The sequence below is a fragment of the Lactobacillus sp. ESL1191 genome, from assembly GCF_058504435.1.
In genome coordinates, this window is record NZ_CP196365.1 from 889,338 (window position 1) to 914,944 (window position 25,607).

Below are 25,607 nucleotides of genomic sequence, written 5' to 3' on the forward strand. Positions count from 1 at the left end.
AATTTTCTCCTCACGAACAGTGGTTTTTAAAAATTTTATTTAATAAAGTAGCGGTAGATATCATTACCGGTTACCGCAATAATTAAGACTAGCAGTAAGCCAAAGCCAACCAGCTCTACCATTGCCTCATGGTCCTCAGAAATTGCTTTTCCGCGGACGATTTCAATTAGGTTAAGCAAGAACTTACCACCGTCAAGACCGGGAATCGGAATCAAGTTGACAATCCCCAAATTAATTGAAATCATCGCCAAAAAGGCTAGCAGATAAGAAAAACCCATCTGTGATACTTGCGAAGTTTGGGAGTAAATACCTACCGGGCCAGACAACTTATTTAGACTGAAGTGTCTGAATAAACCACCGACCGCGTTAAAAATCATTCCCGTTGTCGACACTGCCGTATCCCAGCCCCGCTTAGCCTTTGCACTAGCACGCTCATCTCCGCGTGCCTGGATACCAATTTGGTAGACCGTCTGTTTTTGCACCTTAACGGCTTGGGGACGGACATTAACCCTTTCAGTGCGACCAGCCTTGACCAGATCTATTTTTAGGGTTTTACCCTTACTTTGGTCGATTTGTTGTGAGATCTCATCAAAGTTCATGGTCTTATGCCCATTAATGGCTGCAATCCTGGTACCTGCTTCGATATGAGCAGCCGCAGCTGGCGAATCCGCCACAACCTTACCGATGGTTGTAGTGGCCGGACCCGGAACTGTAAAAGTCCACATCATGAACACGACAAAACCTAAGATGATATTCATCAATGGACCGGCCACATTAGTAGCCAGCTTCTTCCAGACATTGGCTTCCTGAAACTGGGTGTCCCGCGGCGCAATAACGAGTTCAGTCTTTGATTGATCAATCATCGTCGCATTGCGGGCTACTTGATAAGTGACTTCATTTTCTTCATTGCCATTCTCATAACCGGTGATTGTCAGATCATCAACTAAGTCAACCTGAGTAACTTGCACAGGAATACCCTCAATAGGTAAATCCGATTCTGAAGCATCAATCCTGACCACCTGCTTTTGCTCATTCAGCTGCAGGATAACCGTCGTCCCGAGATCGATTTTACTTTCATCATCCTTATTGGCAAGGCGCACATAGCCGCCCAGAGGTAACCAGCGAATCGTATAAGTGGTGGGATTGCGTCTGATTTGCAACAATTTTGGCCCCATCCCAATCGAAAATTCACGCACCAAAATACCACATTTTTTGGCAACAATAAAGTGACCAAATTCATGCACAAAAACCAACAGGCCAAAGACGACTAAAAAAATCAGTATACCCTTCAATTATCTTCTCCTAGTGCACGATTCCTAATAGTGCGGCAAAAACGGGCAAGACGAACAGCATGCTGTCAAAACGATCTAGAATACCGCCGTGACCGGGCAAAATCTTGCCAGAATCTTTTACGCCATAGAAACGCTTGTAGGCAGACTCAACCAAGTCGCCCATTTGACCAACAATTGATAAAACGACCGCAATTACCACCATTTCAACCAAGGGGTGACCAACATTAATAAAGTAAGCATAAATTGCGGCACAAATAACCGCACAAATAGTACCGCCAATTGAACCCTCCCAAGTTTTGTTAGGGCTAATTACCGGCCACAACTTATGTTTACCAATCTTGCGGCCAATCATGTAGGCCCCAGTATCAGTTAACCAAACAACCACAAAGACATAGCAGAGCAGTGCTAGACCATTGCGACTGTTTCTAATTCCGGCCATGTAGTGAAAGCCGGTTCCGATATAGAGTGAGGCAAGTGTATAGACACTGACATCATCAAAACTGGTCTTGTTTTTCGACAAGACCGTCCAACTGAGCATCAACATGACTAGCCCAAAGTATACCCCATACTTAGACCAGTTAAAGGGTGCGCCCTTAAAGAAATTATCGGGAACAGCCCAGGTAACAGTTGCTACGAGTGCTAGCAAAAAATTGACTGAAATCAAGATCTGCTTTTTCATTAAAAAGATCTCGCTGATGCCTACCGCTGCAAAAGCTACGGTTAGCCAGTCCATCCACAATCCACCCATGATAACAATGGGAATAAATAAGATTAAAGCAATAACTGCTGTAATTACACGTTGTTTCATATCATTACCTAACTATCTGATTCGTCAACTTTACCAAAGCGACGATGGCGCTGTTGAAATTCTGTAACGAATTCTTCTAAGTCTGATGCAGTAAAATCCGGCCATTTTTTCGGGCTGAAGGCTAGTTCAGAATACGCTAACTGCCACAGCATAAAGTTGGACAACCGCTGTTCACCGGATGTTCTAATTAACAAGTCCGGATCTGGATAATCACCCAGCTTAGCACTCATCAGTCGCTCAGAAATCATTTGTTCATCAACTTGCTCACTACTAATTTCACCGGTCTCAACCATTTTGGCAAGGGCTTTGACAGCCGAAGTGATTTCATCTCTTGCCCCATAATTAAAGGCAAAATTTAAAACTAAACCCTTATTTTCACCAGTTTGTGCCATGGCTCGCTCCACCACTTGATGTGTCTTGCGCGGTAAGTCGTCCAAGTATCCCATAATATTAACTTTGACCTTATTTTCCATCAAAGTCGGCATGAACTTGTCAAAAAAGCGCACGGGCAAGTTCATCAGATAGGCCACTTCTTCTTTAGGACGAGCCCAATTTTCGGTTGAAAAGGCATAGAGTGACAAAACTTTCACACCTAATCGATCTGCCGCTAAGGTGATGCGCTCTACATTGTTCATACCCTCATAATGTCCAGCAACACGGGGCTTGCCCTGTTGACGAGCCCAGCGCCCGTTACCATCCATAATAATTGCCAAGTGGTTAAGCTGATTTTTATTCTCTGCCATTTACTTAGCCTTGCGTAATTTCTTTCCGCTTTTGGTCGGCCAGTTGGTCAATTTTTTGGGTTGCAGCATCAGTGATTTTTTGAACTTGCTTTTCTAAATTGCGCTGTTCATCTTCAGTGATTTCATCATCTTTTTGTTGCTTCTTAAGACTGTTCATGGCATCTCGGCGGACATTTCTGACGGCAATCTTACCCTCTTCAGCTTCCTGGTTCACTTGCTTAGCAATTTCTTGGCGGCGCTCACCTGTCAGCTGCGGAATTACTAGCCGAATAACCTTGCCATCATTTGCAGGTGTCAAGCCCAGGTTTGATGCCATCAGCGCATGCTCAATATTATCAAGACTGCTTTCGTCGTATGGTGTAATCAAGAGTACTCGTGGTTCAGGAATGGTCACGCTAGACATTTGGGTCAGGGGCGTGGGTGCGCCATAGTAGTCAACCTGGATACCGTCTAAAATCGCTGCATTAGCCACGCCTGCCCGGATTGAGGCGAGATTTTTTTCAAAAACAGTGATCGATTTGTCCATATTTGCTTGGGCTTTGTTTATTACATCGTTATTCATTATTTTTCTCCTTCAATTACTGTACCAATCTGCTCGCCCATGACAACTTTTTTGATGTTACCATCGGTGTTCACGTTAAACACAATTAGGGGAATGTTTGTATCCATTGAAAGTGAGCTAGCAGTTCTGTCCATGACTTTTAAGTTTTTCGAAATAACGTCTAACTGGGTTAGTTCCTGATACTTGATAGCATTAGGATCAAGCTTAGGATCAGCAGAGTAAACTCCGTCAACTCCGTTCTTGGCCATCAGGATCACATCCGCATCAATTTCGGCTGCCCGCAAAGCAGCGGTTGTATCAGTTGAAAAGTAGGGATTACCAGTGCCTCCACCCATAATGACCACCCGGCCTTTTTCAAGGTGGCGGATTGCCTTTCTCCTGATATAAGGTTCAGCGATTTGCCTCATTTCGATGGAAGTCTGCAGTCTGGTGGGAACACCTACATGCTCTAAGCCATCCTGAAGGGCTAAACCGTTCATGATCGTAGCGAGCATGCCCATGTAATCAGCTTGCGAACGCTCCATGCCAAGTTTAGCACCGGTCTCGCCCCGCCACATATTACCGCCGCCGCAGACGATTCCAATGTCAACTCCTAAATCATGCACTGACTTAATTTCTTTAGCTAAGTGACCGATGACCGTGGGATTGATTCCACTCCCCTTTTCACCAGCCAGAGCTTCACCAGAAATCTTCAAAACAATCCGCTGATATTTAACTTTAGACATGACAACCTCCTCTATAACTTTAATTATTCTAACATAGAAAGCTGGCAAATGTGGGCATCCAAAACAAAAGACAATTACTTTTAATATTCGCAACTTTTTCAAGCGCACTTCTGCTTTTAAAAACAATTATTTTGCCGATATTAATTATAATCTTGAAGTTGCTTTGGTTTTGTCATACTAAAAAGGTCTGCCGATAAGCAGACCCCTTATTTTTATTTTAAATACTTCTGTGCATGTTGAGCAGCATTACGTCCAGAATAAAATGCATAACCAGCACAGGTACCCGGCATATTGGGCCCGTAGGTATCCCCTGTTAGGCCAGCTGCATCATTGCCAACAGCATAAACACCTTCTATTGGCATGCCGTTTTTGTTTTCCACTTCGTTGTCAGGAGTTACCCTCAAACCACCCATTGTACAAAACGCACCAATATTTAACTTAAAACCATAATACGGGCCTCTATTGACTTTTCTTAAATATTGTACATCTTTGCCAAACTCTTTATCTTTACCAACATTAACATTGTCATTATAATGATTAACAGTTTGAGCTAAAGTCGCTTTAGGCAGATTGATCTTTTCAGCCAATTCATCGATAGAATTTGCTTTAAAAACATATGGTTTATTTGCACTAACTGCTGCATCAATTTCTTTTTGCAGTTTGTCCATCTTCTGTCCCCGTTGTACGTAAACTCCAAGGCCCATGAAATTGCCCTTTGTAGCCATTTCTTCAATAATGCTTGTATCTAAAATACTGTAAACGCAATTTTGGCTGTAGAGTGCATTGCCAGCATATGAAAAATTATAAACTACTTCTTCATTGACAAAACGCTCCCCATTTTCGTTTACCCAAAGAAGCGGTTGTTGACCAGCTGCCACATTCATTTGGCTACCCATCATTTTAAATGAAGGTTCCGTCGGATCTTTAAGATAGCCGCCAAAAAGCATTGCCATGCCTGTTCCAGATTTTTGAGCACCAATATGCCAACCTAGGCGTAGACCGTCACCAGTACCCTTGCCAGAAGAAACTGGAATTAGTCGAGAAAGATTATAATTCGTTTCTTGAGCCATCATCTCAGGATTATTCAAGTATCCACCAGTAGCCAAAATAACAATCTTAGCAGAGATGACTTCAATTTTACCAGTCTGCTCATCTTTTATTGTGACTTTTTTATTACCATCATAATTAAGTTCTAAATTAACCGCAGAAGTAGAAATTAAAAGCTCACCACCCATTTTTTCAAATTTGGGCTGCAAAGCTTTATGCATTACTGCATCCCCAAAGCCTTCATAGATATGCCAAGTCGCCTCTCCAGCTCCCATTGCTTGAACGCCTTCATATTCAACCCCTTCATCATGAAGCCATTTAACGTTTTCAGCACTCGCTGCTAAATATTTGCGCCAAATACGTGAATCCGCTTTATACTTAGAATATTCAACTTCTTCTTTTAGTACGTCTACCGCAGAAACCTTAATTCCCTTCTCCTTTTGCAAATAAGAATCAACCGCAAATAACCCCTCGCTGTAGTTTGCTGAACCACCTGTATGACGGCCTTTTTCAAGCATTAAAACGCTGTTGCCATTTTCACATGCGGTTAGAGCTGCAGCTTGTCCTGCAGCACCCGACCCTATTACTATCACATCATATAATTTCTTTTTTGATATTATCATATTTATCAACCTCGCTATCATTAACTTACGCTTTAATATTACTTATTTTAAAAGTAAAATATAGATACTAATTATTTCATCAGCCGAAGTTGGAGGTTCGCCTAAATGAATTTTGAACAATTAAATACATTTATTAGCGTAGTTGAGACAGGAAGTTTTCAAAAAACCGCTAAAATACATTTTATTAGCCAACGTGCAGTTTCTCAATCAATGATAAAACTTGAGGATGAGCTTGGATTCAAGCTATTTAACCGTGGCAGAAATAAAATTTCAATTACTACACAGGGGCAGGACTTTTACCTCAAAACAAAAGATCTGTTACACAGCTTTATGGTTGAAATAAATTCTCTCCGTCATCAACCCCAAGACGTGCACCAAGAACTCAAGATAGGTTATTTTTCTCCGTTTGAAGGTGCACTTCTTCGTCATGTGATTTTTCTTTTTTGTCACAAATATCCCAAATTTAAATTTAAAATTACTGAAGAAAGCATTGAACACCTGATCTCTGATGTTTCTCTGGGAATCTTAGATTTAGCTTTTATTTTAGATTATGGAGCACAAGAATTTTTAGTTAATAACCTAACTAATCAAAGTGTGTTTGAAAGTAATATGGTGATTGGGGTTAGCATGCTTAACCCAATTAGTAAGTTAGATTCCTTTCCTTTAGATGCTCTAAAGAAAAAACCGATATTATACTATAGTCCAGAAAAGGCAAACTATTTGAAACATGCTTTTTTAGCGACACTTCCTCTGGCACTTCAAAATATACCAGTAGCACATATTTCAACTATTGAACAAATGCAAACATTGGTTACTGCCAACCAAGCATATGCGTATTATCCAGATGGGCTGATTCAACTTGCCGAATATCCAAACTCAGAAATCGAATATATGCATTTAGCAGATAATGACTCTACTCAAAAGTTTGAAATTCAAGCTATTTTTACGAAAAAAAATAAGAAAGAAAAACTAATCAGTGCTTTTCTAACGACTTTCAGCCAAAGCTAATACAATTATCTATGAGGTAGAACTTACTTTTCCTTACAAAAGAAGCCGCTCAGCTTGGAGATACCATGCTGAACGGCTTTTTGAATGCAAGAAAGCGGTAAACGTAAAATTGCTTTTTCAGCAGCAGCCTTCCACCAGTTAAATAATAGTGACATCGTCGCACTAACCGATAATTCTGCTTTTCAAAAAATTGCCGACCATTTATTTGAAGACGATGGCATCCGGGTTAATAAAGTTATTAAAGTAAGTGATTTTATTGGGGCTTGCAAGCTTGCAATTAATGGGCTAGGCATTACCGTTATGTTAAATGACACTCTGGACTATTTAAGCAGCGATTCTTCCGCATTCAACTTAATGGAAATTCCCCGCACCATGATCAATCTGGATGTCGGCGTAACCACCAACAGAAATACCGCACCACAAGTTAATGCAACTGCACAAGAATTATGTGAAATAATTAACGCGAGCGCAAAAAAGCAACAATAAAATAAAGGTCTAGCGAAAATTATTGCTTAGGCAAAAGTTCTTCAGTAGACCTTATTATTTAACTAATTAATTTACAGCCGCATTCTTGCCTGCTAAACGGCCAAATGTTTGGGCATGACTTGAGGCAAGGCCGGGCACGCGATCATTGTATGAACCCCAGAAGAATCCGCCAGAATCATTGCCACCTGCATACAGGTGCTTGATTGGATAGTAGTTTTTATCAAGCACCTCCATCTTGGTATTAACCCTTAAGCCATCAAACGTACACAAGATGCGCCCACCTAGAATGCAGCCATAGTATGGTGCTTTTTTGACTGGCGTTATCCTGTAGGCTTCCTTGCCGAATTCCTGGTCACTGTTAGCAATGACAGCTTGGTTATTATTAGCAATAGATTTCTTTAACATCGCAACCGGCAATTGCAGCTTTTCAGCCAATACTTCGATTGTATCCGCTTTGACTACAAGGTCCTTGTGCAGATAATTTTCAGTATCTTTCACAAATGCCTCTTTACCATCCATGTATCCTGGAAAGCCATAACGTGCACAGCCCATCATATGCATTTTTTCAAGTTGATTGGCATAGTCATCATCCCAAATCATTGCATACAGATAGCCTGGTTCCTTACTTGCAGCATTCACAATGAATTGGTAAGGAACCGATTCGTTTGCAAACCTTTCTCCCCGCATGTTAACTTTTAAGAACGGATAAGAGCCAATCCATAGCCAGTTATCATAGGTTGCCGTTTGATAATACATATCTTCAGTTTTTGTTCCAATTGGTACAAGACCACGGTCAAAGATGCTCTCAGCTGGTTCCTCATCACGCAGGGCACCAACATTGAGTGCTGCTGTGATGCCTGCACCATTTGAACGTGGAGAATCGTTATAGACATTTTTCTTTAACGATAAAGAATTCCACTTTTGTAGCAAATCCTTATTCGCAGAATAGCCTCCTGTCGCAATAATAACACCCTTTGAAGCATCTATTTCATAAAATTGACCTTGAGCAAGGTCCCTTACAATGGCACCCGTTACAGTGTCTTTTTCTTTAAGCAATTTAACTAGAGTGGTTTGGTAGCGCACGTCAACGTTGTGCTCCTCCTGATACTTAACAAACCAATCTCCGTACGAAACAAACGATTGATCATCAATAGTTGGATCATTTTCAGTCGGGAAACCCTGGTATGCTTTGCCCCTTACCATTGCATCTGGTTCTGACCTAAAGTGGGCACCGTTTGGTTTTAAAATATTGTCTTCTAACCAATTAACACTTTCAGCACTGTTATCCGCCCATGTTTTTAACAGGCGTTGATCAACATTATGCTGTGCAAACGAAGCCAGCGACTCAACCAAGTCCTGCTTGTTGATTACCGTGCCAGCACGCTTTTGCGCATTGCTATCAACACTGGCAATGCCGACCCTCATTAAGTTAATTGTCTTTTCTTTTTCAATAAGAATTACTTTAACGCCCTTTTCATTTGCAGCTGCGGCAGCCATCATGCCGGCATTACCACCGCCTATAACTAAAACTTCTGTTTTAACCACTTTAGACGGAACTATCGTGCTTACATCATAGCCGTCCACATTTTGATATTGTTCCATTTTTATCTTCTCCTTTTTCTTTTAATAGCGTTTTCAGCTATAATAATAGCATCTATAAAAAGGTATGATTATCAATTATCTTATTACTAATAAATAAACTTTATCAGGAGAACGATATGAACTTAGATCATCTAGAAATTTTTGTTGACCTAGCAGAAACATTAAACTTTAGAAAAACGGCTTACCGCAAAAACATCTCGCAACCAGCTGTTTCCCAGGCACTCAACTCCATAGAGAACGAAATCGGCGTAAAATTATTTAAACGGTCAAGAAGCGGCGTTGAGATCTTGCCCAAAGGTCAGCTACTTTATGAAAATATGAAACCCCTTTTGAATACATATTTCAAATCAATTCAGGAAGTCCAACAAACTTATAATGAAAAAACTACGCTAACGATTGGTGTGACTAACTCACCCTGTGAAAGTCAATTTATTCCCCGTATAGTGCCTATATTTCGACGTAAATATCCAAGCATAAAAATTTTCCTGCAAAACTATGACCATAACCAGCTTAAGCGTCAACTTCTTAACGGAGATTGTGACTTAATTTTAATTACTGAAGATGACATGGCAGATATCAAAGACGCAAAATATAGTATAGTTACTGCCGGGCGGTTTTGTGCGACAATCCCACGTACTAACCCCTTATCCGGCAAGAAGCTACTTAGCGGTCAGGATTTTATAAACCAAAGCCTCATCCTTTTGGACAACAACTGGTGTCCGCCAGAACAGCTTAGGCTACAAGAATTTATCCGTAAAGAAAACCTTTCTAAAGATATCGCTTACGTGAATAACGTTAATACTGCCAACATTATGAGTAAGTCTGGCCTTGGTATTACCTTCAGTCCGGATTTTATTTGTGGCAGCGAGAATGAATACGTTAAAACTTTGCCAATTAAATATGATGTTAAACTAAGCTACGGCGTTGCTTCTTTAAATATCAATAAGAAAGCTGGTATCGCACAGTTTACTGATTTTCTCAAAAAGCAATTTGTAAATTTCCGTCTTTAACTTAGCTTATTTTTCTTAGCCTAATTAATGTTTTTAACCGGAATCCAGGCCTCATCAAAACGAATTTGAACCGCAGAATTATCAAGTACTAGTAAAAGGGAATTAACAATATCTCCAGCAAGAAGAAGATTACAAGTTTAGCAGCTTTTCACTTTCTGGCCAATTACGCTTATCGGTCTTATTTACCAAGCATTTTTGGGAACATTGTATTTGGAACGTGCTTCAAATGAAAAACTTTGCTTATTTACATCCGCTCATATCTTTACTGTTAATGTGAATTTTGACTTGGATTTTGTCATTTGCTACAGCCTATTTGCTCCACACAACATGGAGCAGGACAATAAAGTTTGTCCAAAATAAAACTACATAAAAAAGCTCTTATCCGTACGGATAAGAGCTTTTAATTTAATATTATTTACTTACTTCATTTGCTCTTGAACTTCAGCAGCAAAGTCTTCTTGCTTCTTTTCGATGCCTTCGCCCACTTCGTAGCGGTTAAAAGCAACAACTTCACAGCCCTCTGACTTAGCATATTCAGCTACTGTCATGTCACCATCTTTGACGTATGGTTGATCAACTAGACAGATTTCGCTCAAGTACTTGTTAACCCGGCCTTCAACAATCTTAGGAATAATGTTGGCAGGCTTGCCCTCATTTTCAGTTTCCTTAGTGAAGACAGCTTTTTGGCGGTCAAAGTCAGCCTTTGGTACAGATGCTTTATTCAAGTATTCTGGGTTAATTGCGGCAACGTGCATCGCAATATTCTTAGCCGCTTCTTCATTGTCACCCTTCAAGGTAACAACCGCAACAATTGCACCACCGTTGTGCTTGTATGCCCCGAATACTTCATCATCGTTCTTGGTAATCAAGTCAAATCTTCTCAAAGTGATTTTTTCACCAATAACAGCCGTTAAGCCGGTAATTGAGTCACCAATTGTGGCATCACCCATTGGGGCCTTCAAGGCTTCTTCAACATTAGCCGGTTTAGCGGCCAAAATTGCCTTGGTTACCTCATCAACTAACTTAATAAACTTGTCGTTTGATGAAACAAAGTCGGTTTCTGAGTTGATCTCAACTAAGACTGCAGTGTTACCCCTAAAGGCAAACTCAGCCAGTCCTTCAGCGGCAATTCGTCCGCTCTTTTTAGCAGCTTTAGCAATGCCGCTCTCTCTTAAAATATCAATTGCCTGCTCGATGTCCCCATTAGCTTCAACCAAAGCCTTTTTGGAATCCATCATTCCGGCACCAGTACGATCACGTAACTCTTTAACTTGTTTAGCAGTAATATTTGCCATTGCTGTTTCCTTCCCAATAAAAGCTGATAATAGAACTAGTCTTCGTTTGAGCTCTCTTCAGTTGCAGCTGTTTCTGCTGCAGTGTCAGCAGTTTCGCTAGCCTTAGTCATTTCTGCTTCAGCACTTGCACTGCTGTCGTCCGCACCTTGCTTACCTTCAATAACAGCATCAGCCATTGCACCTGAAATCAGGCGAATTGCACGAATTGCATCATCATTTGAAGGGATAACTACATCAACTGGATCTGGATCAGTGTTGGTGTCAACCATGGCTACAACTGGAATACCTAAGATGTTAGCTTCATGAACGGCAATCTTTTCCTTCTTCGGATCAACTACAAACAAGACGTCTGGAATTCTTGGCATATCCTCGATACCACCTAAGAATCTCTCCAGCTTGTCCATTTCTTTTGTCAGCAGAGAGGCTTCCTTCTTTGGTAATACATCAAAGGTACCGTCTTCTGACATCTTCTTTAAGTCTTTTAATCTTTGTACCCGGCTCTGGATGGTCTTCCAGTTAGTCAAAGTACCGCCAAGCCAGCGTTGGTTAACAAAATATTGACCAGCACGGGTTGCTTCCTCAGCAATCGCGTCTTGCGCTTGTTTCTTCGTACCAACAAAGAGAATAACGCCACCATCTTGAGCAACGGCTCTAACGAAGTTGTATGCGTCATCCAGCATTTTGATGGTTTTCTGCAGGTCAATGATGTAAATACCATTTCTCTGCGTGAAAATGTAGGGAGCCATCTTGGGATCCCATCTTCTCGTTTGGTGACCAAAGTGGACACCTGCTTCAAGCAATTGTTTCATCGAAACTTCTGACATAATAATTCCTCCTATGGTTTTAATCCTCTCAAGCGGTCACTTCAACGTTCCACCATTGTGTGGCACCAAAACGCTGATCGCCCTTGATGTTTTTTACAAGTGTAGCTAATAAAGCACACCTTAAAATCATACTAGATTTGACTTTAAGATGCAAGGCTAAAAATCAATTGCATGGCTGTGTAAGAACTTTTCCTTCCACGTTCGCGGATGATGCTTGAACCAATACTCCCGCTTCATTGCCAGTTTTTTATCAGTAAATTCTTCATGATAAATCAGCCGGACTGGACGGCGTGCCTTGGTGTACTTGGCGCCCTTACCACTATTATGTGCCTTCAGCCGCTTATCTAAGTCATCGGTAAAACCACCATAAAAACTGCCGTCCTGACACAAAAGTACATAAAAATAGTAAGGCTTTTGCTCTTGTCGCTTCGTTTTTTCTTCCGGCACTTCCCGGATAATTTGCTGAATTGGTGGCAAGTAGTTGCCCTCTTGGTCATGGACCTCAATGGCGTCTTTCAAAACCAAACCGTCACTCGCAGTATGCTTAACAGCTTCAACAACAATTAGGTTACTGTCTTCGCCGCGGTGCGACACGTAAGGCTGCACTACTTTTACACTAAGATCATGCTTCAGACAAAAATAAGCTATTTCACTCAACCGTTCAGGACGGTGTACCATGAACAGTTTTCCTTTCATTTTTAACAGACTACTAGCGACCATAATTATTTCTTCTAGATTGATCAAAAGTTCATGGCGGGCGATGGCTTTTTGGGGATCAGGATTAACCTTGTGGTCTTTGGCGACTTTAAAATATGGTGGGTTAACCACCACCACGTCATAAGTGTCTTTACGCAAAAAGCTGGTACAGTCTTTGACATTATTTTGAAAAATCTGAATTCGATTCTCCATTTGGTTTAACTCCACAGACCGCCTCCCTTGAGAAACGGCCTGTGCTTGAATCTCCACTGCGTCATACTTGGCCCGGTTAAAATAGGCCATGTACATCGTAGCCGCGCAGTTGCCCGCACAAAGGTCGGCGACCTTCGACCGATCCCGGATTGACTCCTTTGCAGTTGCCGCCAGCAGCAGCGTATCAAGCGAAAAGCTGAAGGAATCTTGATCCTGGATGATTCTCATGTGGTCACTGTACATGTAGTCAATTCGTTCATTTTTTTGCAAATTGTCCATAAAAATTTCATCCTCTCCCCAAGCTCTGCTATAATATTTTACATCAATTGGAGGAATTTATGTTTTATTATTTCATTCGTCCCGTTGCCCGCTTCATTGTTTGGGTACTTAACGGACACTTACACGTCAACCATCAAGAACGGATCCCAAGTGGAAATTACATTCTCGCTGCACCCCACCGCACCTGGTGGGAACCGATTCTCTTTGCTTTGGCTGCCAGTCCCAAGGAATTCATGTTTATGGCCAAGCGAGAATTATTTAAAAATCCCTTCTTACGCTTTATTTTAACTCATGCGCATGCATTTCCGGTCGACCGTGATAATCCCGGTCCCTCAGCGCTCAAAATCCCCATTACCGGACTAAAAAAAGGCAACTATTCTTTGATTATTTTCCCCTCAGGAACGCGGCATTCAAACGAACTTAAGGGTGGTACCATTGCGATTGCCAAACTTTCGGGTAAACCGATTGTTCCCGTTGTTTACCAGGGGCCGTTAACTTTTACGGGGCTACTCAAGCGGCAACCTCTGGAAATTTGCTTTGGTGACGCCATTCAAGTTGACCGCAAAATTAAGCTAACCCGCGAAAATGAACAAAGTTTGGACGAACAAATGCAAAATGCTTGGGCCCAACTTGACTACGAGCAAGACCCCGACTTTCACTATCAGCCAAAATAAAAAGATTGAATTCTGATTGGATTCAATCTTTTTTTATAGTGTTAAAATAACCATGCAATAGTTGATATAGAGGAAAAACAAAATTGTTAGAAAAAACATTCTATAAAAAATTACTAAGTAAATCATTTCCCTTTCCAGTAAAGGTAACATACTGGGATAATAAAAGCGAAATTTATGGAAATGGCCATCCTGAGATTGAAATTACTTTTAATGAAAAGATTCCGACCACGGCTATTCTAAATAACGCATCATTAGCACTCGGTGAAGCCTATATGGACAAAAAAATCGAGATCAAAGGAAGCTTGCAAAAGTTGATTTGTGGAGCTTATGAAAGTTCAAACAGCTTTTTACGATCAAGTAAATTTCGGAAATTTATGCCACATGACAAGCACACCAAACAACAAAGCGAAAAAGACGTACAAAGTCACTACGACATTGGCAATGACTTTTATGAATTGTGGCTTGACCCTACCCTCACCTACTCTTGCGCGTATTTTGAGGAAGATAATCAAGACGATTTGGAAAGGGCACAGATTGCCAAAATCTATCACATCCTCGACAAGCTGCATCCCCAAAAGGGCAAAACTTTGCTAGATATTGGTTGCAGTTGGGGCACTTTAATGTTAACTGCGGCCCAAAAGTACGGTTTAAAGGTTACCGGGGTGACTCTCAGTGAAGAACAATATAAACTAGTTCAAAAGAAAATTTACAATCAGAATTTACAAGACGTGGCCGAAGTCAAGCTGGAAGACTACCGTGAATTGGGCAACCAAGAATGGGATTACATTACCTCGGTTGGGATGTTTGAGCACGTCGGCCAAGAAAACCTAGATCAGTATTTTGCCGATGTGGCCAAATACCTTAAAAACGACGGAGTTGCACTCATTCATGGCATTACCCGGCAGCAGGGCGGAGCAAGCAACGCTTGGCTTGACAAATATATTTTTCCAGGTGGCTATTTGCCAGGACTAAGTGAAAACATCAACCACATTGTGGCTAGCAACCTGCAAATTGATGACCTGGAAATGCTGCGGCGCCACTACCAACGAACAATTGAAATTTGGGATCGGAACTTCAACCAGCAACGCCCAGTCATCGAAAAGAAGATGGGTGAACGCTTCACCAGAATGTGGGACTTATACCTGCAGGCCTGTGCCGCCTCCTTTGAGTCAGGCAACATTGATGTTGTCCAATACCTGTTAACGAAGGGCCCTTCCGGCAAGAATTTGCCAATGACTCGGGACTATATGGTAGCCCAATAATAGCTCACTTGAAAGCAAAAGAGGATGACTTTAACGTCATCCTCTTTTTTAATTTAAACTATTATTTAAAAATCTTGCCTGGATTAAGGATAGTATTCGGATCAAACAATCCCTTAACTTGCCGTAACAATTCAGTATAATCATGACCATAAAAGTCTTCATAGTACCCAGCCCGGGCATAGCCGATTCCGTGCTCTCCGGACATGTTACCGTCAAGCGCCTTGGCAGTCTTGTACAATTCAGAAATAACCTTATCGCTAGTCTTAGCATACTCCTCATCATTCATTTCATCGGAACAAAGGTAAATATGCAAGTTGCCGTCGCCAGCGTGGCCAAAGTTTGGAATACGGATATGTAGCTCATTTTCCAACTCTTCAATCCGGTTTAAGACATCAGGAATGTGATCGATTGGAACACAGACGTCAATTTCATCCATCTTCGGCGTTGACTGCTGGATTGCCAATAACAACTGTTCCCGGCACTGCCAAATCTTTTTGGCTTCGTCCGATTCTGCATCCAAGACAATTGCGCTTTCCGCCCGGTAATCTTTTACCGCTGCAAGAGCCTGCTTCAATTCAGCTTGCCATTCCTCATCGGTGAAGGAGTCAAAGCCTAGAATGATAAAACCATTACCATTTTTAACTGGGAATTCTTGCCCAGCAAACTTCTCCCACAAGTCAATTACCGTGCGTCCCATGAATTCGACGGTTGTCGGTACTACACCTGAAGCCAAGATAGCTGGAACCGACTTAATTGCATCGTTCAAGCTTGGGTATGGAATGACCGCATTGATGGACTTATGCGGTCTTGGATAGAGCCGCAAAGTAACTTCTGTAATAACTGCCAAAGTACCTTCAGCACCAATTACTAAGTCCTTGAGTGAGTATCCGGACGAAGACTTAACCGCCTTTGAGCCAAACTTGTACAGTTTACCGTTAGTTAAAACGACCTTCAATTCACGAATATGTTCCCTCGTAACGCCGTATTTAATAGCCTTCAAGCCCCCAGCATTAGTGGAAACATTGCCGGCCACCGTGGCCCAGTGCATGGCTGGAGCTGGCATATAAGCAAAAGGCTTGTCTTCGAGGTAAGCATCGAGATCATTCAGTCTCAAGCCGGCTTGCACCGTCATGGTTAGACTATCCGGATCATAACTCAAGACCTTGTTCATCTTGATCATATCCAGTGAAATGCCACCATCAACAGACAGGTTGGCACCCATCAATCCGGTTGAATTACCTCGTGGTACTAAAGGAATGTGATTATCATTGGCATACTTAACCACGTTCATCACTTCTTCATTGTTTACCGGCTGAATGACTAGGTCAGGCTTAGCTCTAACTGTGCCAAACTGGTCATGGTCCCAGTGGTCGTCGGGCTCAGTAATAAAGCGGTCTGGGTCAGAGACGAACTTACGCAACTTGTCCAGGTCAGTTTGATTAATTTGATGATATTCCATAGAAAAATCTCCCTCTTATTGTTCAAAAATATTTTAGCTGTTTTTCTAATACAATAAATTTACTCTTTTATGTAAACGTTATCAAGACAATTTTCAATAAAAAACACGGATTTTAAAAAAATCCATGTCTTAGCTTATTTTTGACTATTCTGCAAGGTATAAAGGTTGTAATAGTAGCCCTTTTGTGTAAGTAATTGCTCATGCGTACCGCGTTCAACAATCTTACCCTCATCAAGGACAATAATTTGGTCAGCATCAACAATTGTCGACAGTCGGTGGGCAATTGCCAGCGTGGTTCGACCCTTACGCAAACTCTTTAGTCCTTGTTGAATCAGCGTTTCCGTTTCGGTATCAACATTTGCCGTTGCTTCATCCAGCACTAAAATCTTGGGGTCAGTTACCAGGGTGCGCGCAAATGAAATCAGTTGCCGCTGGCCTTGACTAAATTCACTGCCGCCTTCGCCCACTTTGGCATGATATTTACCTGGCAAGTTGGCAATGAAGCCATCAGCTTGAACGGTCTGTGCGGCTGCTTCAATCTGCTGGTCGCTAATCTGGTCATTATAAAGTCTGATATTTGAATTGATATCCCCATAAAACATGAACGGTTCCTGCAAAACCAGTCCTAATTTTGCCCGCAACTCTTCTTTAGGATACTTTTTAATGTTAACACCATCGATCAAAACCTCTCCCTGATAGAACTCATAGAAGCGCATCATTACGTTAATAATCGAGCTCTTACCCGAGCCAGTATGACCAACAATGCCCAGTGTTTCACCCGGATTAACAGTAAAGGAAATGTCGTGCAGAATTTCATGCTCGCCATCATAAGAAAAACTGACGTGTTTAAATTCGATCTTACCTTGGGTGATGGTTAGACCTTGCTGGGCCTCTTGCGCCGGCTCGTAATCGGTATTATCCAAAATCCGAAAGATTCGCTTGCCGGCAACAATCCCGTCCTGGAAGAAAGTCATCTGATCCATCATGTTAGCAATCGGATTGAAAAACTGCGAAATATACTGTGAAAAGGCGTAAACCACTCCGGCTGGTACAAAAGTTTTCTGTAAGGGGAAGCCAAAGTACATTAAAGTAAGGGCCAAGGTCAAGGAATACAGGAGGCTAGTCAAGGGTGACAATAAAAGTGAGTTCAAATTGATCATGGCAAAACGCGTTTTCATCAGCGCAGCATTTTCCTGCTCAAAGTTAGCGGTCATCCGCTCCTCTTGCTTAAATTGCTGAATTAAAGCAACCCCTTCAATTGACTCATTTAAATTCGTATTAATTCGACTAAGGCGCTCGCGATAATTGCGATAGAGCTTGGAACTGCGCTTAGAATACTGCCAAATAATTAGTAAAAGTAATGGCAGAAAAGCCAACACAATTAACCCGGCCAAAAAGTTGGTTGTAAACATGGCCACTAGAGCAGAAAAAATCGCGAAAAAGGACATCACCACACTGGACAGCACCGTTAAGAAGTTACTCAGCGTCATCGTATCATTGGTTACCCGCGATACGATTGAGCCGGCTGGCGTCTGGTCAAAGTAGCGCATTCCCAGTGTGTGCAACTTTTGATATAGTTCACCGCGCAAACCTTCCAGCGACTTCTCTGAACCCAAGGAAAAAAAGTACTCATAGGTAAACTGTAAGCCCCCCTTAAGCACAGAACCCAAGGCATAGAGCAGACCGGCAAATAAAATCACCTGGCTAGTGACATCAGTCTTAATTAAGTAATTGTCCAAAAAATACTGCAACCCATAAGGTAGCAACACATTAATGACACTAACTAGAAAGGCGCCAATACCGGCAATCAGCATTTCTCGTTTAAAGTGCATGACAAAGCGTAGCAGCCGTTTAAAGATACTGAGCTGCTCTTTAACGGGAATTTCTTGCGACCACACCGACTGCATATGTTCATTGTCCATCCTTACTCACCTACCTTTTCTTCTAGTTCCTGACGTTGCCACATGTCCGCATACCAACCTTGCTGAACCAGCAACTGCTCGTGGGTACCACGTTCGACAATTTGCCCATCTTTCAGCACCAAGATCAGATCCGCTTTCATCACTGAAGTCAACCTATGGGTAGCAATCATGGTCGTCTTGCCGGCCCGCTCTTGCCGCAAGGACTGTAAAATCGCCTGCTCTGTTCTGGCATCAACAGCTGATAAGGCATCATCCAGAATCAAAAGTTGACTCTGCTTGAGTAAGGCACGCGCAATCGACATGCGCTGCTTTTGCCCACCTGAGAGCGAAACACCGTTTTCACCAACCAAAGTGTTATAACCACCCGGCATTTGCAAGATATCATTGTGCAGATCACTCTTCTTGGCGGCGGCCACAACCGCATCCTCAGCTGAATTAACCTTAGAAAAAGCAATGTTCTTTTGAATACTGGTTGAAAACAAGTAGTTATCTTGGGGTACATAAGAAATGGCCCGCAATAAGATGTTAAGAGGAATCTCGCGAATATCGTGTCCATTTAGGGTGATTTGCCCCTCATACTGGTCAAACTCACGAAGCAAGAGCTGAATAATGGTCGTTTTGCCTGCACCTACTTTACCAACTAGGCCAAGTGTCTGGCCCGTTTTAAGTGTGAAGTCCACCCCATGCAAAATCGGTATCTGCGGTTCATCAGGATAGGCAAACGACTTAATATGAAAGCTCAAGTCCCCGTTAATGGCAGCTGCATCAAGTTGCGGATTAGCATGTTGATCCGTAATTGCCGGCTGTTCATCGAGAAGCTTTTCCACACGATCATAGCTGGCACTTCCCCGCTCCAAAATATTAAAGAGATAGCCGATGGCAAACATCGGCCAAACCATGTTGCCGATATAGGCAATAAAGGAAACTAGCTGGCCAATCGACAACACCTGGTTACTGACTAGCAGGCCACCATAAATAATCGTGATGGTATAGGTCAGACCTATCAGTAAGGTCCCCAGTGGATCAAACAGCGAATCCCACTTGAAGACCCGCTTGTTAATATTAATCGTTTCAGCCGTCATCTGTTGAAAAGCGGCGGTATCTTCCTTTCCTTGACCAAAGGTCTTCAACACTTTAATTCCTGACACAGATTCTTGGGTTTTGTTGTTTAACCGTGAGAAGGCCGCTTGCGACTGGTCAAAGGCATCATGCAACTGGTCGCCCAATTTCCAAGCACCCCAAGCTAAGAAGGGCAAAGGAATAAGCGCTACAACGGTCAATCGCCAATCGACAAAAACAATCATGGCGACCATCGTTGAAACACTCATAATCAGTGAATCGACTAGCGTTAAAACCCCTTCTCCAGCTACTTCCTGCACCGCCGAAATGTCATTGGTGGCGTGAGCCATGAGGTCACCGGTCCGGTGCCGCTGGTAAAAGGTGCGGTCCATTTCCATAAAGTGAGCAAACAGCTTTGCTCGCAGCTGCAATTCTAATTCAGCTGAACCACCCCAAATTTGGCGGCGCCAAAAATAGCGGAAACCATATAGTAGTAATGCCGCTAGGATAATGGCCAGAATTAACATCCCATACTCCTGCCAGCTAATATGTCCCAACTTTAACTGATCGGCCATCAGGCCCAAAATTCGCGGTGGCACCAAGTTAACGATTGAAGTCAGAGCCAAAAAGGTCACACCGACTAAGTACCGCTTACGTTCTTTTTTAAAGAACCAACCCAATTTAAAAAATATTTTCATTTTTCACCTATCTTACATAAACAAAAAGGCGGAGATGGCTCCGTCTTTTTTCAATCTAGCAAGATGCTTATTTTTGATGCTTCATCATGCTCATCACTTGGTTTACCTTCTTGGCTGAAGGTTTCTGTCCCATCTGTGACATCATGGCAACAATCATCTCTTCGCTGATTGGCGGATTATCCTTAAAGTACTTCTTCATATACGTTCTAGCACCAAAGAAGCCACCTACTAGGCCCAATACTAACGCCAGCACGATTAAAAAGATCGCTAATCCTAAATTCATAAATATCACCTCATATCCAATAGATATATCTTACCGAAAATCCAGGTAAAATCAAAGAGCAAAGTTAATCTTTTCTTAAACCTTTTTGACGTTGCGCCTGCTTAGCTTTTTCCGACGTGACTTCCTTACCATTTTTGTCAACAATTACCAGATTTTCAACATCTTGCTTAAAGCCGGCCCGAAAATTCTTGATAAATTCCTGATGCAGCTTAGCCCGCTCTTTTTCTTCTGCAGCGGTCAAACCCGTCGACTTCTTCTTATGATATAGCTCGTTGATCCGGTTAATCAGCTTTTTTTCATTATCTTCAGTCATTTTTTCCACCTCTTACCTAAAGCAGTCTACCTTATTTTGACCAAGAAAAAAAGTTCAAAATACTTAGAACACTTGTTTGCACTAATCAAAAAACTCTGCTAAACTTAACTTAACCAAAAAATTGTCAACTAAGGGAGCACAATCATGACTATCAGACAAACTAATAAGCAACTGGAAATTTTACGTTATATCTATGATACCGTCCAAAAACGGGGCTTTCCGCCAACCGTTCGGGAAATTTGTGAAGGGGTTAACCTCTCTTCCACTTCAACGGTTCATGGCCACCTTTCAAGGCTCGAACGTAGTGGCCTAATCGTTAAAGATGCCACCAAGCCCCGCGCTTTGGAAATTACTGAAGAGGGTAAACAAGCTCTGGGCATTAAGCCGACCGAAATCCCCATCGTCGGTGTGGTCACTGCAGGGCAACCAATCTTAGCAGTTGAAGATATCGACGACTACTTCCCTCTGCCACCTGATTTTGCCAATGAAGCGGGCGAGCTCTTTATGCTCACGGTTCAGGGCGAGAGTATGATTAATGCCGGTATTTTGAATGGCGACAATGTGATTGTGCGCAAGCAAAATTCAGCCATTAATGGCGAAATTGTCGTGGCTATGACCGACGAAAATGAGGCAACGGTCAAGCGCTTTTATAAGGAGCGCGGACATTACCGCCTGCAGCCCGAAAATGATACCATGAGTCCGATTATCTTACCCAGTGTCAAGATCCTGGGCAAGGTCATTGGCCTCTACCGCAACCGCATCATTTAACGGTTACCTTGCGGACGATTTTTAACTTTTTGGACTAATAAATAATAATAGAACTGTCCCTAGCACTTTAACCAATTAACTTAAAGGCTGGAGGGATGGTTCTTTTTTTGCAAAATAAACTTAACTTCCTGCAACTTAGCCTGTCTTTGCTTGAGTTGCTGCAGTTCTTGGGTGGTTTTTTGCAACTCAGCATTGACCAGCTGCAGATTTTCAACCAATTGGTAATCCGTCCCACACGCCTGGTCATGACGGTTTTTGATAGCTTGGATTGTCTGCAAAGAAAAGCCCAGCTCCTGCAATTCTTTGATCTCGCTGAAGTTATCCTGGTCCTTCGCCGTAAACCAATAATTTTTGCCACGCCGGCTCGGCGTCAGCAGGTTCAAGTCAACATAGTGCCTGATTGTGTCTCTAGTTGCCCCCGTTTCCCTGATGAAGTCATTTAAAAACATTTTCTCATCTCCTTGACGTCGGGTCGACCCCCGATGCTTTAATTTGGTTAGGAGGAAGTTATCATGATTTATCTAACCAAAATTTTAACCATTCTCTACGGTGCCGTGATGGCCCTAGCAGGAATTAGTTCCTACCATGAGCTACCCGCCTGGCTCACGCTGTTAAACTTGCTTAGCGGCCTATGCTTAATAGCAGCTAATCTGTTTAACCAGCAAGTTATCACGATTGCCTTTCTGGGAATCCTGCTGCTTGTGGCACTTGCCAACGGTTTTGCCCTTAATGGTCAGGTCAACTGGTTTCATTGGCTACTACGCCTTTTCTTAACTGCTATCTTAGTTTGGCTCAACTGGCCGCAGGGCTAATTCCTTGTCCCACTTGTAAAGGGTAATTTTCCACATGGATTGCAGAAATAAGCTTCACAAGCTTTTTCAAAGCATTTTGCTTTTATTGCACTGTTTTATTTGTACTTTATTGCAACTTTGTGAAATATCTGAGGGTTTCACTCGAGTTCCACAACAGTTTATTTCACAAAGTAGCGCTTAAAGTTTAGCTAGAACTTGCCCAGCTAATGTTAGTGCCCGCCCGTGGGCATCTTTACCCCAGCCCCTTGCTTCATACTCTTCCGGCTTACTTAAGGAATCCGCTGTGAACAAAAGCTGCGCAAAATCAACCTGGCGAAATTGTGCACACGCTGCCAGTGCAGCACATTCCATCTCTACACAAGCTGCCCCTAACTGCTTGAATTGCCGCACCTTGTTGGTGGTTTCCCGGAAAAAGCCGTCGGTCGTCCAGGTGGTCACTTCACGAACCTTAAAATTAATTTCACTCAGCAATTTTTTTATTTGCGCTAAAAAGGGAGACTGCAAGTCAACAAAGTTACCTGGAGCAAGGTAATGAAAAGACGTGCCCTCATCCCGAATCGCCCTGGTTGGAAGCAAAAAGTAGTTCTCCGGTAGTTCAACCAATGCACCAGCTGAGCCAACGGCCAGAACTTGCCGAACTCCATAACTAATTAACCAATCAAGCAGCATTGTAGCTGCAGGAGCGCCAAGCTTGGCCTGACAGAAAGTTATTTTTTTCTGGTTCAATTCGACCTCATAAATGGGAATCTTACCCCCAAAAGAGTCGAAATAGCCCCGCAAGCAATGAGCGTGTGTTTTTAAAAAAGTGGCAATCGACTCGCTTGAGGTAAAGGCAAACAACAACTTCGGCTGAAACTGATAACCTAATTCAGCTTGTTCGTGGTTGGGCTCTAACACTGCACGTGGATTCTGATCAAAGTCCGTCAAAAATAACTCAGCCATAACTTAGCTCCTCCCAAATATATTGTTAACGATTTTACCATAGAGCAAAAAAGAGAACCATCCTTTTTCAAGGATGATTCTCTTTTAAGTGAATTAACGACGCTTTTCGGCAATACGTGCAGCCTTACCATGACGGTCACGCAAGTAGTAAAGCTTAGCGCGACGTACACGACCATGCCGCAAGACTTCTAGCTTAGCGACACGTGGGTCGTTAACCGGAAAAGTACGCTCAACCCCAACACCAGAAGCAAGCTTACGAACAGTGTAAGTTGCAGCAATGCCAGCACCTTTGCGCTTAATTACGACACCTTCAAACATCTGAATACGCTCGTGCGTTCCTTCAACCACCCGAACGTGAACACGGACAGTGTCACCGGCCCGGAAAGCGGGAATATCATCACGTAATTGTTCTTTGGTCAATTCTTGAATTAATGGATCCATTGTGTTTCTCCTTCTGCGGCCTTCATTAACGCTCCTTGGCGCCAGCGGAACACCCATAACTATTAGTGCAGTTAAATTCGCACCTCAATTATCTTAGCAAATAACTGCTGGCAAATCAAGCTTGCTCTTCTTCTTTGATTTCAGCCAGCATTAGTTTCTCTTCTTTAGTCAGCTCATAACTTGCAAGTAAGTCGGGCCGCTGCAAGTAAGTTACCCGCAAGGCTTCCTTGTGCCGCCACTGGGCGATTTTTTGGTGATTACCAGAAAGTAAGACTTGCGGCACTTTCATGCCAGCAAAATCTTCTGGTCTGGTGTACTGGGGGTATTCCAATAAGCCGCGAGCAAAGCTCTCATCGACCGGAGAAGCCGCATTACCCAAAATCCCGGGTACAAGGCGGACCGTGGCATCAACCATACTCATGGTTGGCAACTCACCACCAGTTAACACATAGTCACCAATTGATACGACTTCATCAGCCAAATCGTAAATACGCTGGTCAAAGCCTTCATAGTGACCACAAATAAAAGTTAGATTTTCTTCCAGAGACCAGCTTTGGGCGCGCTCTTGGTTAAAGGTCTTACCCTGCGGTGCCGTGATGATTACCTTACCCTGATCTTCTAGTGAATCAAGTGCTTTTTTAATTGGCATTATCTGCAAGACCATTCCGGCTCCACCACCATACGGTGTATCATCCACATGGTGATGAAAATCGGTAGTAAAGTCGCGAAAGTTGACTAGATTAAGTTCCCACTTTCCATCTTCAAGCCCTCGGCCCAGCATTGAGGTAGTCAGGGGCGTAAACATATCAGGAAAAAGCGTTAGTACATTAATCTTCATCGAGCAAGCCCTCCAGTAATTCGACGTAGATCTTTTGCCCAGGAACATCAACTTGCTTAACGACCTCATCAATATAAGGAATTAGGTAAGTATGGCCATTTTTCTCGGTAACTTCCCAGACATCATTGGCTCCTGGCGACTCTATTCCGGTAATCTTACCAAGCGGAGCACCACTTTGCTGGTCTACAACCGTACAGCCCAAAATATCATGGTAGTAGTACGCATCTTCCGGCAGTTCGTGCTGGTCTGCTTCGCTGACCACTAGCATCTTTCCCTTCAGCTCCGCTGCCGCAGCAAGTTCAGCAACCTCGGCAAAACTAACGAGCCAAAATTGTTGGAACGGTCGGCTGCTTGCAACCGTCAAAATCCTTTCCGGGTCATCTTTTAAGGCCAGCTGCTGACCGGGGGTGAAACGTTCCGCCGGAAAATCAGTTACTAATTTAACCTTTAATTCACCCTTTAAACCATGTGTTGTCAATATTTGTGCAACATCATAAAATAGCATCTTATCTCCTAATCCAAAGAAAAAAGTTTGAAGCATGCAGCTTCAAACTTTTAACTAACCTGTTCACTACTTGGTGAATTTTGATTCATGCAGCTTCTTCATTAAGCCGGCACCCGAAAGAAGTGACCGCACAGTATCCGAAGGTTGTGCACCCTTCTTCAACCATTCCAAAATCTTGTCTTCTTCAAGCTTCAATTCTTTTGGCTCTGAAATTGGGTTGTAGTAACCAACTTCTTCAACAAAACGACCATCACGAGGCATTCTTGAGTCCGCAACAACGATTCTGTAGAATGGTTTTCTCTTAGCACCCATCCGGCGCATCCGAATTTTTACTGACATATTTAGTTTCCTCCTCAAAGTTACGAATATTAATATAGCATCTTTTATTTTAGGTGTAAAGTGTTTTTACTTAACAGCT

General features: G+C 42.6%; 28 protein-coding genes. 7 read left to right on the forward strand and 21 right to left on the reverse strand.

Going from position 1 to position 25,607, the window contains the following annotated elements; genetic code table 11:
• Nucleotides 1-35: 35 nt before the first annotated feature.
• From rseP to vprA, 6 genes are all read right to left on the reverse strand, one after another.
• The gene (gene rseP, locus ACSYSN_RS04675; RefSeq protein WP_491711774.1) at nt 36-1,292 is read right to left on the reverse strand and encodes an RIP metalloprotease RseP; all 1,257 of its coding nucleotides are present in this window, start codon (nt 1,290-1,292) and stop codon (nt 36-38) included.
• Nucleotides 1,293-1,302: 10 nt separating this feature from the next.
• The gene (locus ACSYSN_RS04680) at nt 1,303-2,100 is read right to left on the reverse strand and encodes a phosphatidate cytidylyltransferase (protein ID WP_491711775.1); all 798 of its coding nucleotides are present in this window, start codon (nt 2,098-2,100) and stop codon (nt 1,303-1,305) included.
• 8 nt (nt 2,101-2,108) lie between these two features.
• Nucleotides 2,109-2,843, reverse strand: coding sequence for an undecaprenyl pyrophosphate synthase (gene uppS / locus ACSYSN_RS04685; protein WP_491711776.1), 735 nt, complete (start codon nt 2,841-2,843; stop codon nt 2,109-2,111).
• A 4-nt stretch (nt 2,844-2,847) separates the two neighbouring features.
• Complete coding sequence (gene frr / locus ACSYSN_RS04690; protein WP_317636889.1) at nt 2,848-3,405, reverse strand: ribosome recycling factor; 558 nt, start codon at nt 3,403-3,405, stop codon at nt 2,848-2,850.
• On the reverse strand, nt 3,405-4,130 hold the full coding sequence (gene pyrH / locus ACSYSN_RS04695) for a UMP kinase (RefSeq protein WP_317636890.1): 726 nt from the start codon (nt 4,128-4,130) through the stop codon (nt 3,405-3,407). The genes frr and pyrH overlap by 1 nt, the downstream gene beginning before the upstream one ends.
• A gap of 212 nt (nt 4,131-4,342) precedes the next feature.
• Complete coding sequence (gene vprA / locus ACSYSN_RS04700; protein ID WP_491711777.1) at nt 4,343-5,800, reverse strand: vinyl phenol reductase; 1,458 nt, start codon at nt 5,798-5,800, stop codon at nt 4,343-4,345.
• A 105-nt stretch (nt 5,801-5,905) separates the two neighbouring features.
• Between vprA and ACSYSN_RS04705 the strand changes: the two genes are divergently transcribed.
• Nucleotides 5,906-6,808, forward strand: coding sequence for a LysR family transcriptional regulator (locus tag ACSYSN_RS04705; RefSeq protein ID WP_491711778.1), 903 nt, complete (start codon nt 5,906-5,908; stop codon nt 6,806-6,808).
• A gap of 84 nt (nt 6,809-6,892) precedes the next feature.
• Entirely contained in the window at nt 6,893-7,294 is a 402-nt protein-coding gene (locus tag ACSYSN_RS04710) for a hypothetical protein (RefSeq protein WP_491711779.1), read from the forward strand.
• Nucleotides 7,295-7,360: 66 nt separating this feature from the next.
• Here the strand turns inward: ACSYSN_RS04710 and ACSYSN_RS04715 are convergent, their stop codons facing one another.
• Entirely contained in the window at nt 7,361-8,896 is a 1,536-nt protein-coding gene (locus ACSYSN_RS04715; protein WP_491711780.1) for an FAD-dependent oxidoreductase, read from the reverse strand.
• A gap of 116 nt (nt 8,897-9,012) precedes the next feature.
• Between ACSYSN_RS04715 and ACSYSN_RS04720 the strand changes: the two genes are divergently transcribed.
• Complete coding sequence (locus tag ACSYSN_RS04720) at nt 9,013-9,906, forward strand: LysR family transcriptional regulator (RefSeq protein ID WP_491711781.1); 894 nt, start codon at nt 9,013-9,015, stop codon at nt 9,904-9,906.
• 419 nt (nt 9,907-10,325) lie between these two features.
• Here ACSYSN_RS04720 and tsf read toward each other — a convergent pair whose 3' ends face one another.
• From tsf to ACSYSN_RS04735, 3 genes are all read right to left on the reverse strand, one after another.
• Nucleotides 10,326-11,201 carry a translation elongation factor Ts gene (gene tsf / locus ACSYSN_RS04725; protein WP_491711782.1) on the reverse strand — a complete coding sequence of 292 codons (876 nt, stop codon included), beginning with the start codon at nt 11,199-11,201 and terminating at the stop codon, nt 10,326-10,328.
• A 35-nt stretch (nt 11,202-11,236) separates the two neighbouring features.
• Entirely contained in the window at nt 11,237-12,025 is a 789-nt protein-coding gene (gene rpsB / locus ACSYSN_RS04730) for a 30S ribosomal protein S2 (protein ID WP_491711783.1), read from the reverse strand.
• 156 nt (nt 12,026-12,181) lie between these two features.
• Nucleotides 12,182-13,213, reverse strand: a complete 1,032-nt coding sequence (locus ACSYSN_RS04735; protein WP_491711784.1) for a GIY-YIG nuclease family protein — start codon at nt 13,211-13,213, stop codon at nt 12,182-12,184.
• Nucleotides 13,214-13,272: 59 nt separating this feature from the next.
• Here ACSYSN_RS04735 and ACSYSN_RS04740 point away from each other — a divergent pair, with 59 nt between their 5' ends.
• Nucleotides 13,273-13,887 (forward strand): lysophospholipid acyltransferase family protein, encoded by a 615-nt coding sequence (locus ACSYSN_RS04740; protein ID WP_491711785.1) that lies wholly within the window; start codon nt 13,273-13,275, stop codon nt 13,885-13,887.
• A gap of 83 nt (nt 13,888-13,970) precedes the next feature.
• Nucleotides 13,971-15,149 (forward strand): class I SAM-dependent methyltransferase, encoded by a 1,179-nt coding sequence (locus tag ACSYSN_RS04745; RefSeq protein WP_491711786.1) that lies wholly within the window; start codon nt 13,971-13,973, stop codon nt 15,147-15,149.
• Between the two features lie 61 nt (nt 15,150-15,210).
• On the opposite strand, the gene ACSYSN_RS04750 is transcribed toward ACSYSN_RS04745, so the two are convergent.
• From ACSYSN_RS04750 to ACSYSN_RS04770, 5 genes are all read right to left on the reverse strand, one after another.
• On the reverse strand, nt 15,211-16,608 hold the full coding sequence (locus ACSYSN_RS04750; protein WP_491711787.1) for an FAD-binding oxidoreductase: 1,398 nt from the start codon (nt 16,606-16,608) through the stop codon (nt 15,211-15,213).
• Nucleotides 16,609-16,742: 134 nt separating this feature from the next.
• Nucleotides 16,743-18,530, reverse strand: a complete 1,788-nt coding sequence (locus ACSYSN_RS04755) for an ABC transporter ATP-binding protein (protein ID WP_491711788.1) — start codon at nt 18,528-18,530, stop codon at nt 16,743-16,745.
• Nucleotides 18,531-18,532: 2 nt separating this feature from the next.
• Nucleotides 18,533-20,287, reverse strand: coding sequence for an ABC transporter ATP-binding protein (locus tag ACSYSN_RS04760; RefSeq protein WP_491711789.1), 1,755 nt, complete (start codon nt 20,285-20,287; stop codon nt 18,533-18,535).
• Between the two features lie 67 nt (nt 20,288-20,354).
• Nucleotides 20,355-20,570: a YneF family protein gene (locus ACSYSN_RS04765; protein ID WP_317636901.1), complete on the reverse strand. Its 216-nt coding sequence runs from the start codon at nt 20,568-20,570 to the stop codon at nt 20,355-20,357.
• Between the two features lie 64 nt (nt 20,571-20,634).
• Nucleotides 20,635-20,883 carry a DUF896 domain-containing protein gene (locus ACSYSN_RS04770; protein ID WP_491711790.1) on the reverse strand — a complete coding sequence of 83 codons (249 nt, stop codon included), beginning with the start codon at nt 20,881-20,883 and terminating at the stop codon, nt 20,635-20,637.
• A 144-nt stretch (nt 20,884-21,027) separates the two neighbouring features.
• Here ACSYSN_RS04770 and lexA point away from each other — a divergent pair, with 144 nt between their 5' ends.
• A complete protein-coding gene (gene lexA, locus ACSYSN_RS04775) occupies nt 21,028-21,651 on the forward strand; it encodes a transcriptional repressor LexA (protein ID WP_491711791.1) in 624 nt (207 codons plus the stop codon).
• Nucleotides 21,652-21,731: 80 nt separating this feature from the next.
• Here lexA and ACSYSN_RS04780 read toward each other — a convergent pair whose 3' ends face one another.
• Nucleotides 21,732-22,100 carry a MerR family transcriptional regulator gene (locus ACSYSN_RS04780; RefSeq protein ID WP_491711792.1) on the reverse strand — a complete coding sequence of 123 codons (369 nt, stop codon included), beginning with the start codon at nt 22,098-22,100 and terminating at the stop codon, nt 21,732-21,734.
• Nucleotides 22,101-22,163: 63 nt separating this feature from the next.
• On the opposite strand from ACSYSN_RS04780, the gene ACSYSN_RS04785 reads away from it, so the two are divergent.
• Complete coding sequence (locus ACSYSN_RS04785; protein ID WP_491711793.1) at nt 22,164-22,463, forward strand: hypothetical protein; 300 nt, start codon at nt 22,164-22,166, stop codon at nt 22,461-22,463.
• Nucleotides 22,464-22,640: 177 nt separating this feature from the next.
• On the opposite strand, the gene ACSYSN_RS04790 is transcribed toward ACSYSN_RS04785, so the two are convergent.
• The 5 genes from ACSYSN_RS04790 to rpsP form a co-directional block, all read right to left on the reverse strand.
• Complete coding sequence (locus ACSYSN_RS04790) at nt 22,641-23,405, reverse strand: nucleoside phosphorylase (RefSeq protein ID WP_491711794.1); 765 nt, start codon at nt 23,403-23,405, stop codon at nt 22,641-22,643.
• A gap of 93 nt (nt 23,406-23,498) precedes the next feature.
• Nucleotides 23,499-23,846 (reverse strand): 50S ribosomal protein L19, encoded by a 348-nt coding sequence (gene rplS, locus ACSYSN_RS04795; protein ID WP_317636906.1) that lies wholly within the window; start codon nt 23,844-23,846, stop codon nt 23,499-23,501.
• A gap of 115 nt (nt 23,847-23,961) precedes the next feature.
• Nucleotides 23,962-24,684, reverse strand: a complete 723-nt coding sequence (gene trmD / locus ACSYSN_RS04800; RefSeq protein ID WP_491711795.1) for a tRNA (guanosine(37)-N1)-methyltransferase TrmD — start codon at nt 24,682-24,684, stop codon at nt 23,962-23,964.
• Nucleotides 24,674-25,189 (reverse strand): ribosome maturation factor RimM, encoded by a 516-nt coding sequence (rimM, locus tag ACSYSN_RS04805; RefSeq protein WP_491711796.1) that lies wholly within the window; start codon nt 25,187-25,189, stop codon nt 24,674-24,676. Before rimM ends, trmD begins: the two co-directional genes overlap by 11 nt.
• Before the next feature lie 66 nt (nt 25,190-25,255).
• Nucleotides 25,256-25,528, reverse strand: a complete 273-nt coding sequence (gene rpsP / locus ACSYSN_RS04810) for a 30S ribosomal protein S16 (RefSeq protein WP_317636909.1) — start codon at nt 25,526-25,528, stop codon at nt 25,256-25,258.
• Nucleotides 25,529-25,607: the final 79 nt, after the last annotated feature.

Coding starts and splice junctions, on each gene's coding strand:
- ACSYSN_RS04680 (WP_491711775.1), bottom strand. CDS start 2,100: ATGAAACAACGTGTAATTACAGCAGTTATTGCTTTAATCTTATTTATT.
- uppS (WP_491711776.1), bottom strand. CDS start 2,843: ATGGCAGAGAATAAAAATCAGCTTAACCACTTGGCAATTATTATGGAT.
- frr (WP_317636889.1), bottom strand. CDS start 3,405: ATGAATAACGATGTAATAAACAAAGCCCAAGCAAATATGGACAAATCG.
- pyrH (WP_317636890.1), bottom strand. CDS start 4,130: ATGTCTAAAGTTAAATATCAGCGGATTGTTTTGAAGATTTCTGGTGAA.
- vprA (WP_491711777.1), bottom strand. CDS start 5,800: ATGATAATATCAAAAAAGAAATTATATGATGTGATAGTAATAGGGTCG.
- ACSYSN_RS04705 (WP_491711778.1), top strand. CDS start 5,906: ATGAATTTTGAACAATTAAATACATTTATTAGCGTAGTTGAGACAGGA.
- ACSYSN_RS04710 (WP_491711779.1), top strand. CDS start 6,893: ATGCAAGAAAGCGGTAAACGTAAAATTGCTTTTTCAGCAGCAGCCTTC.
- ACSYSN_RS04715 (WP_491711780.1), bottom strand. CDS start 8,896: ATGGAACAATATCAAAATGTGGACGGCTATGATGTAAGCACGATAGTT.
- ACSYSN_RS04720 (WP_491711781.1), top strand. CDS start 9,013: ATGAACTTAGATCATCTAGAAATTTTTGTTGACCTAGCAGAAACATTA.
- tsf (WP_491711782.1), bottom strand. CDS start 11,201: ATGGCAAATATTACTGCTAAACAAGTTAAAGAGTTACGTGATCGTACT.
- rpsB (WP_491711783.1), bottom strand. CDS start 12,025: ATGTCAGAAGTTTCGATGAAACAATTGCTTGAAGCAGGTGTCCACTTT.
- ACSYSN_RS04735 (WP_491711784.1), bottom strand. CDS start 13,213: ATGGACAATTTGCAAAAAAATGAACGAATTGACTACATGTACAGTGAC.
- ACSYSN_RS04740 (WP_491711785.1), top strand. CDS start 13,273: ATGTTTTATTATTTCATTCGTCCCGTTGCCCGCTTCATTGTTTGGGTA.
- ACSYSN_RS04750 (WP_491711787.1), bottom strand. CDS start 16,608: ATGGAATATCATCAAATTAATCAAACTGACCTGGACAAGTTGCGTAAG.
- ACSYSN_RS04755 (WP_491711788.1), bottom strand. CDS start 18,530: ATGGACAATGAACATATGCAGTCGGTGTGGTCGCAAGAAATTCCCGTT.
- ACSYSN_RS04760 (WP_491711789.1), bottom strand. CDS start 20,287: ATGAAAATATTTTTTAAATTGGGTTGGTTCTTTAAAAAAGAACGTAAG.
- ACSYSN_RS04765 (WP_317636901.1), bottom strand. CDS start 20,570: ATGAATTTAGGATTAGCGATCTTTTTAATCGTGCTGGCGTTAGTATTG.
- ACSYSN_RS04770 (WP_491711790.1), bottom strand. CDS start 20,883: ATGACTGAAGATAATGAAAAAAAGCTGATTAACCGGATCAACGAGCTA.
- lexA (WP_491711791.1), top strand. CDS start 21,028: ATGACTATCAGACAAACTAATAAGCAACTGGAAATTTTACGTTATATC.
- ACSYSN_RS04780 (WP_491711792.1), bottom strand. CDS start 22,100: ATGTTTTTAAATGACTTCATCAGGGAAACGGGGGCAACTAGAGACACA.
- ACSYSN_RS04785 (WP_491711793.1), top strand. CDS start 22,164: ATGATTTATCTAACCAAAATTTTAACCATTCTCTACGGTGCCGTGATG.
- ACSYSN_RS04790 (WP_491711794.1), bottom strand. CDS start 23,405: ATGGCTGAGTTATTTTTGACGGACTTTGATCAGAATCCACGTGCAGTG.
- rplS (WP_317636906.1), bottom strand. CDS start 23,846: ATGGATCCATTAATTCAAGAATTGACCAAAGAACAATTACGTGATGAT.
- trmD (WP_491711795.1), bottom strand. CDS start 24,684: ATGAAGATTAATGTACTAACGCTTTTTCCTGATATGTTTACGCCCCTG.
- rimM (WP_491711796.1), bottom strand. CDS start 25,189: ATGCTATTTTATGATGTTGCACAAATATTGACAACACATGGTTTAAAG.
- rpsP (WP_317636909.1), bottom strand. CDS start 25,528: ATGTCAGTAAAAATTCGGATGCGCCGGATGGGTGCTAAGAGAAAACCA.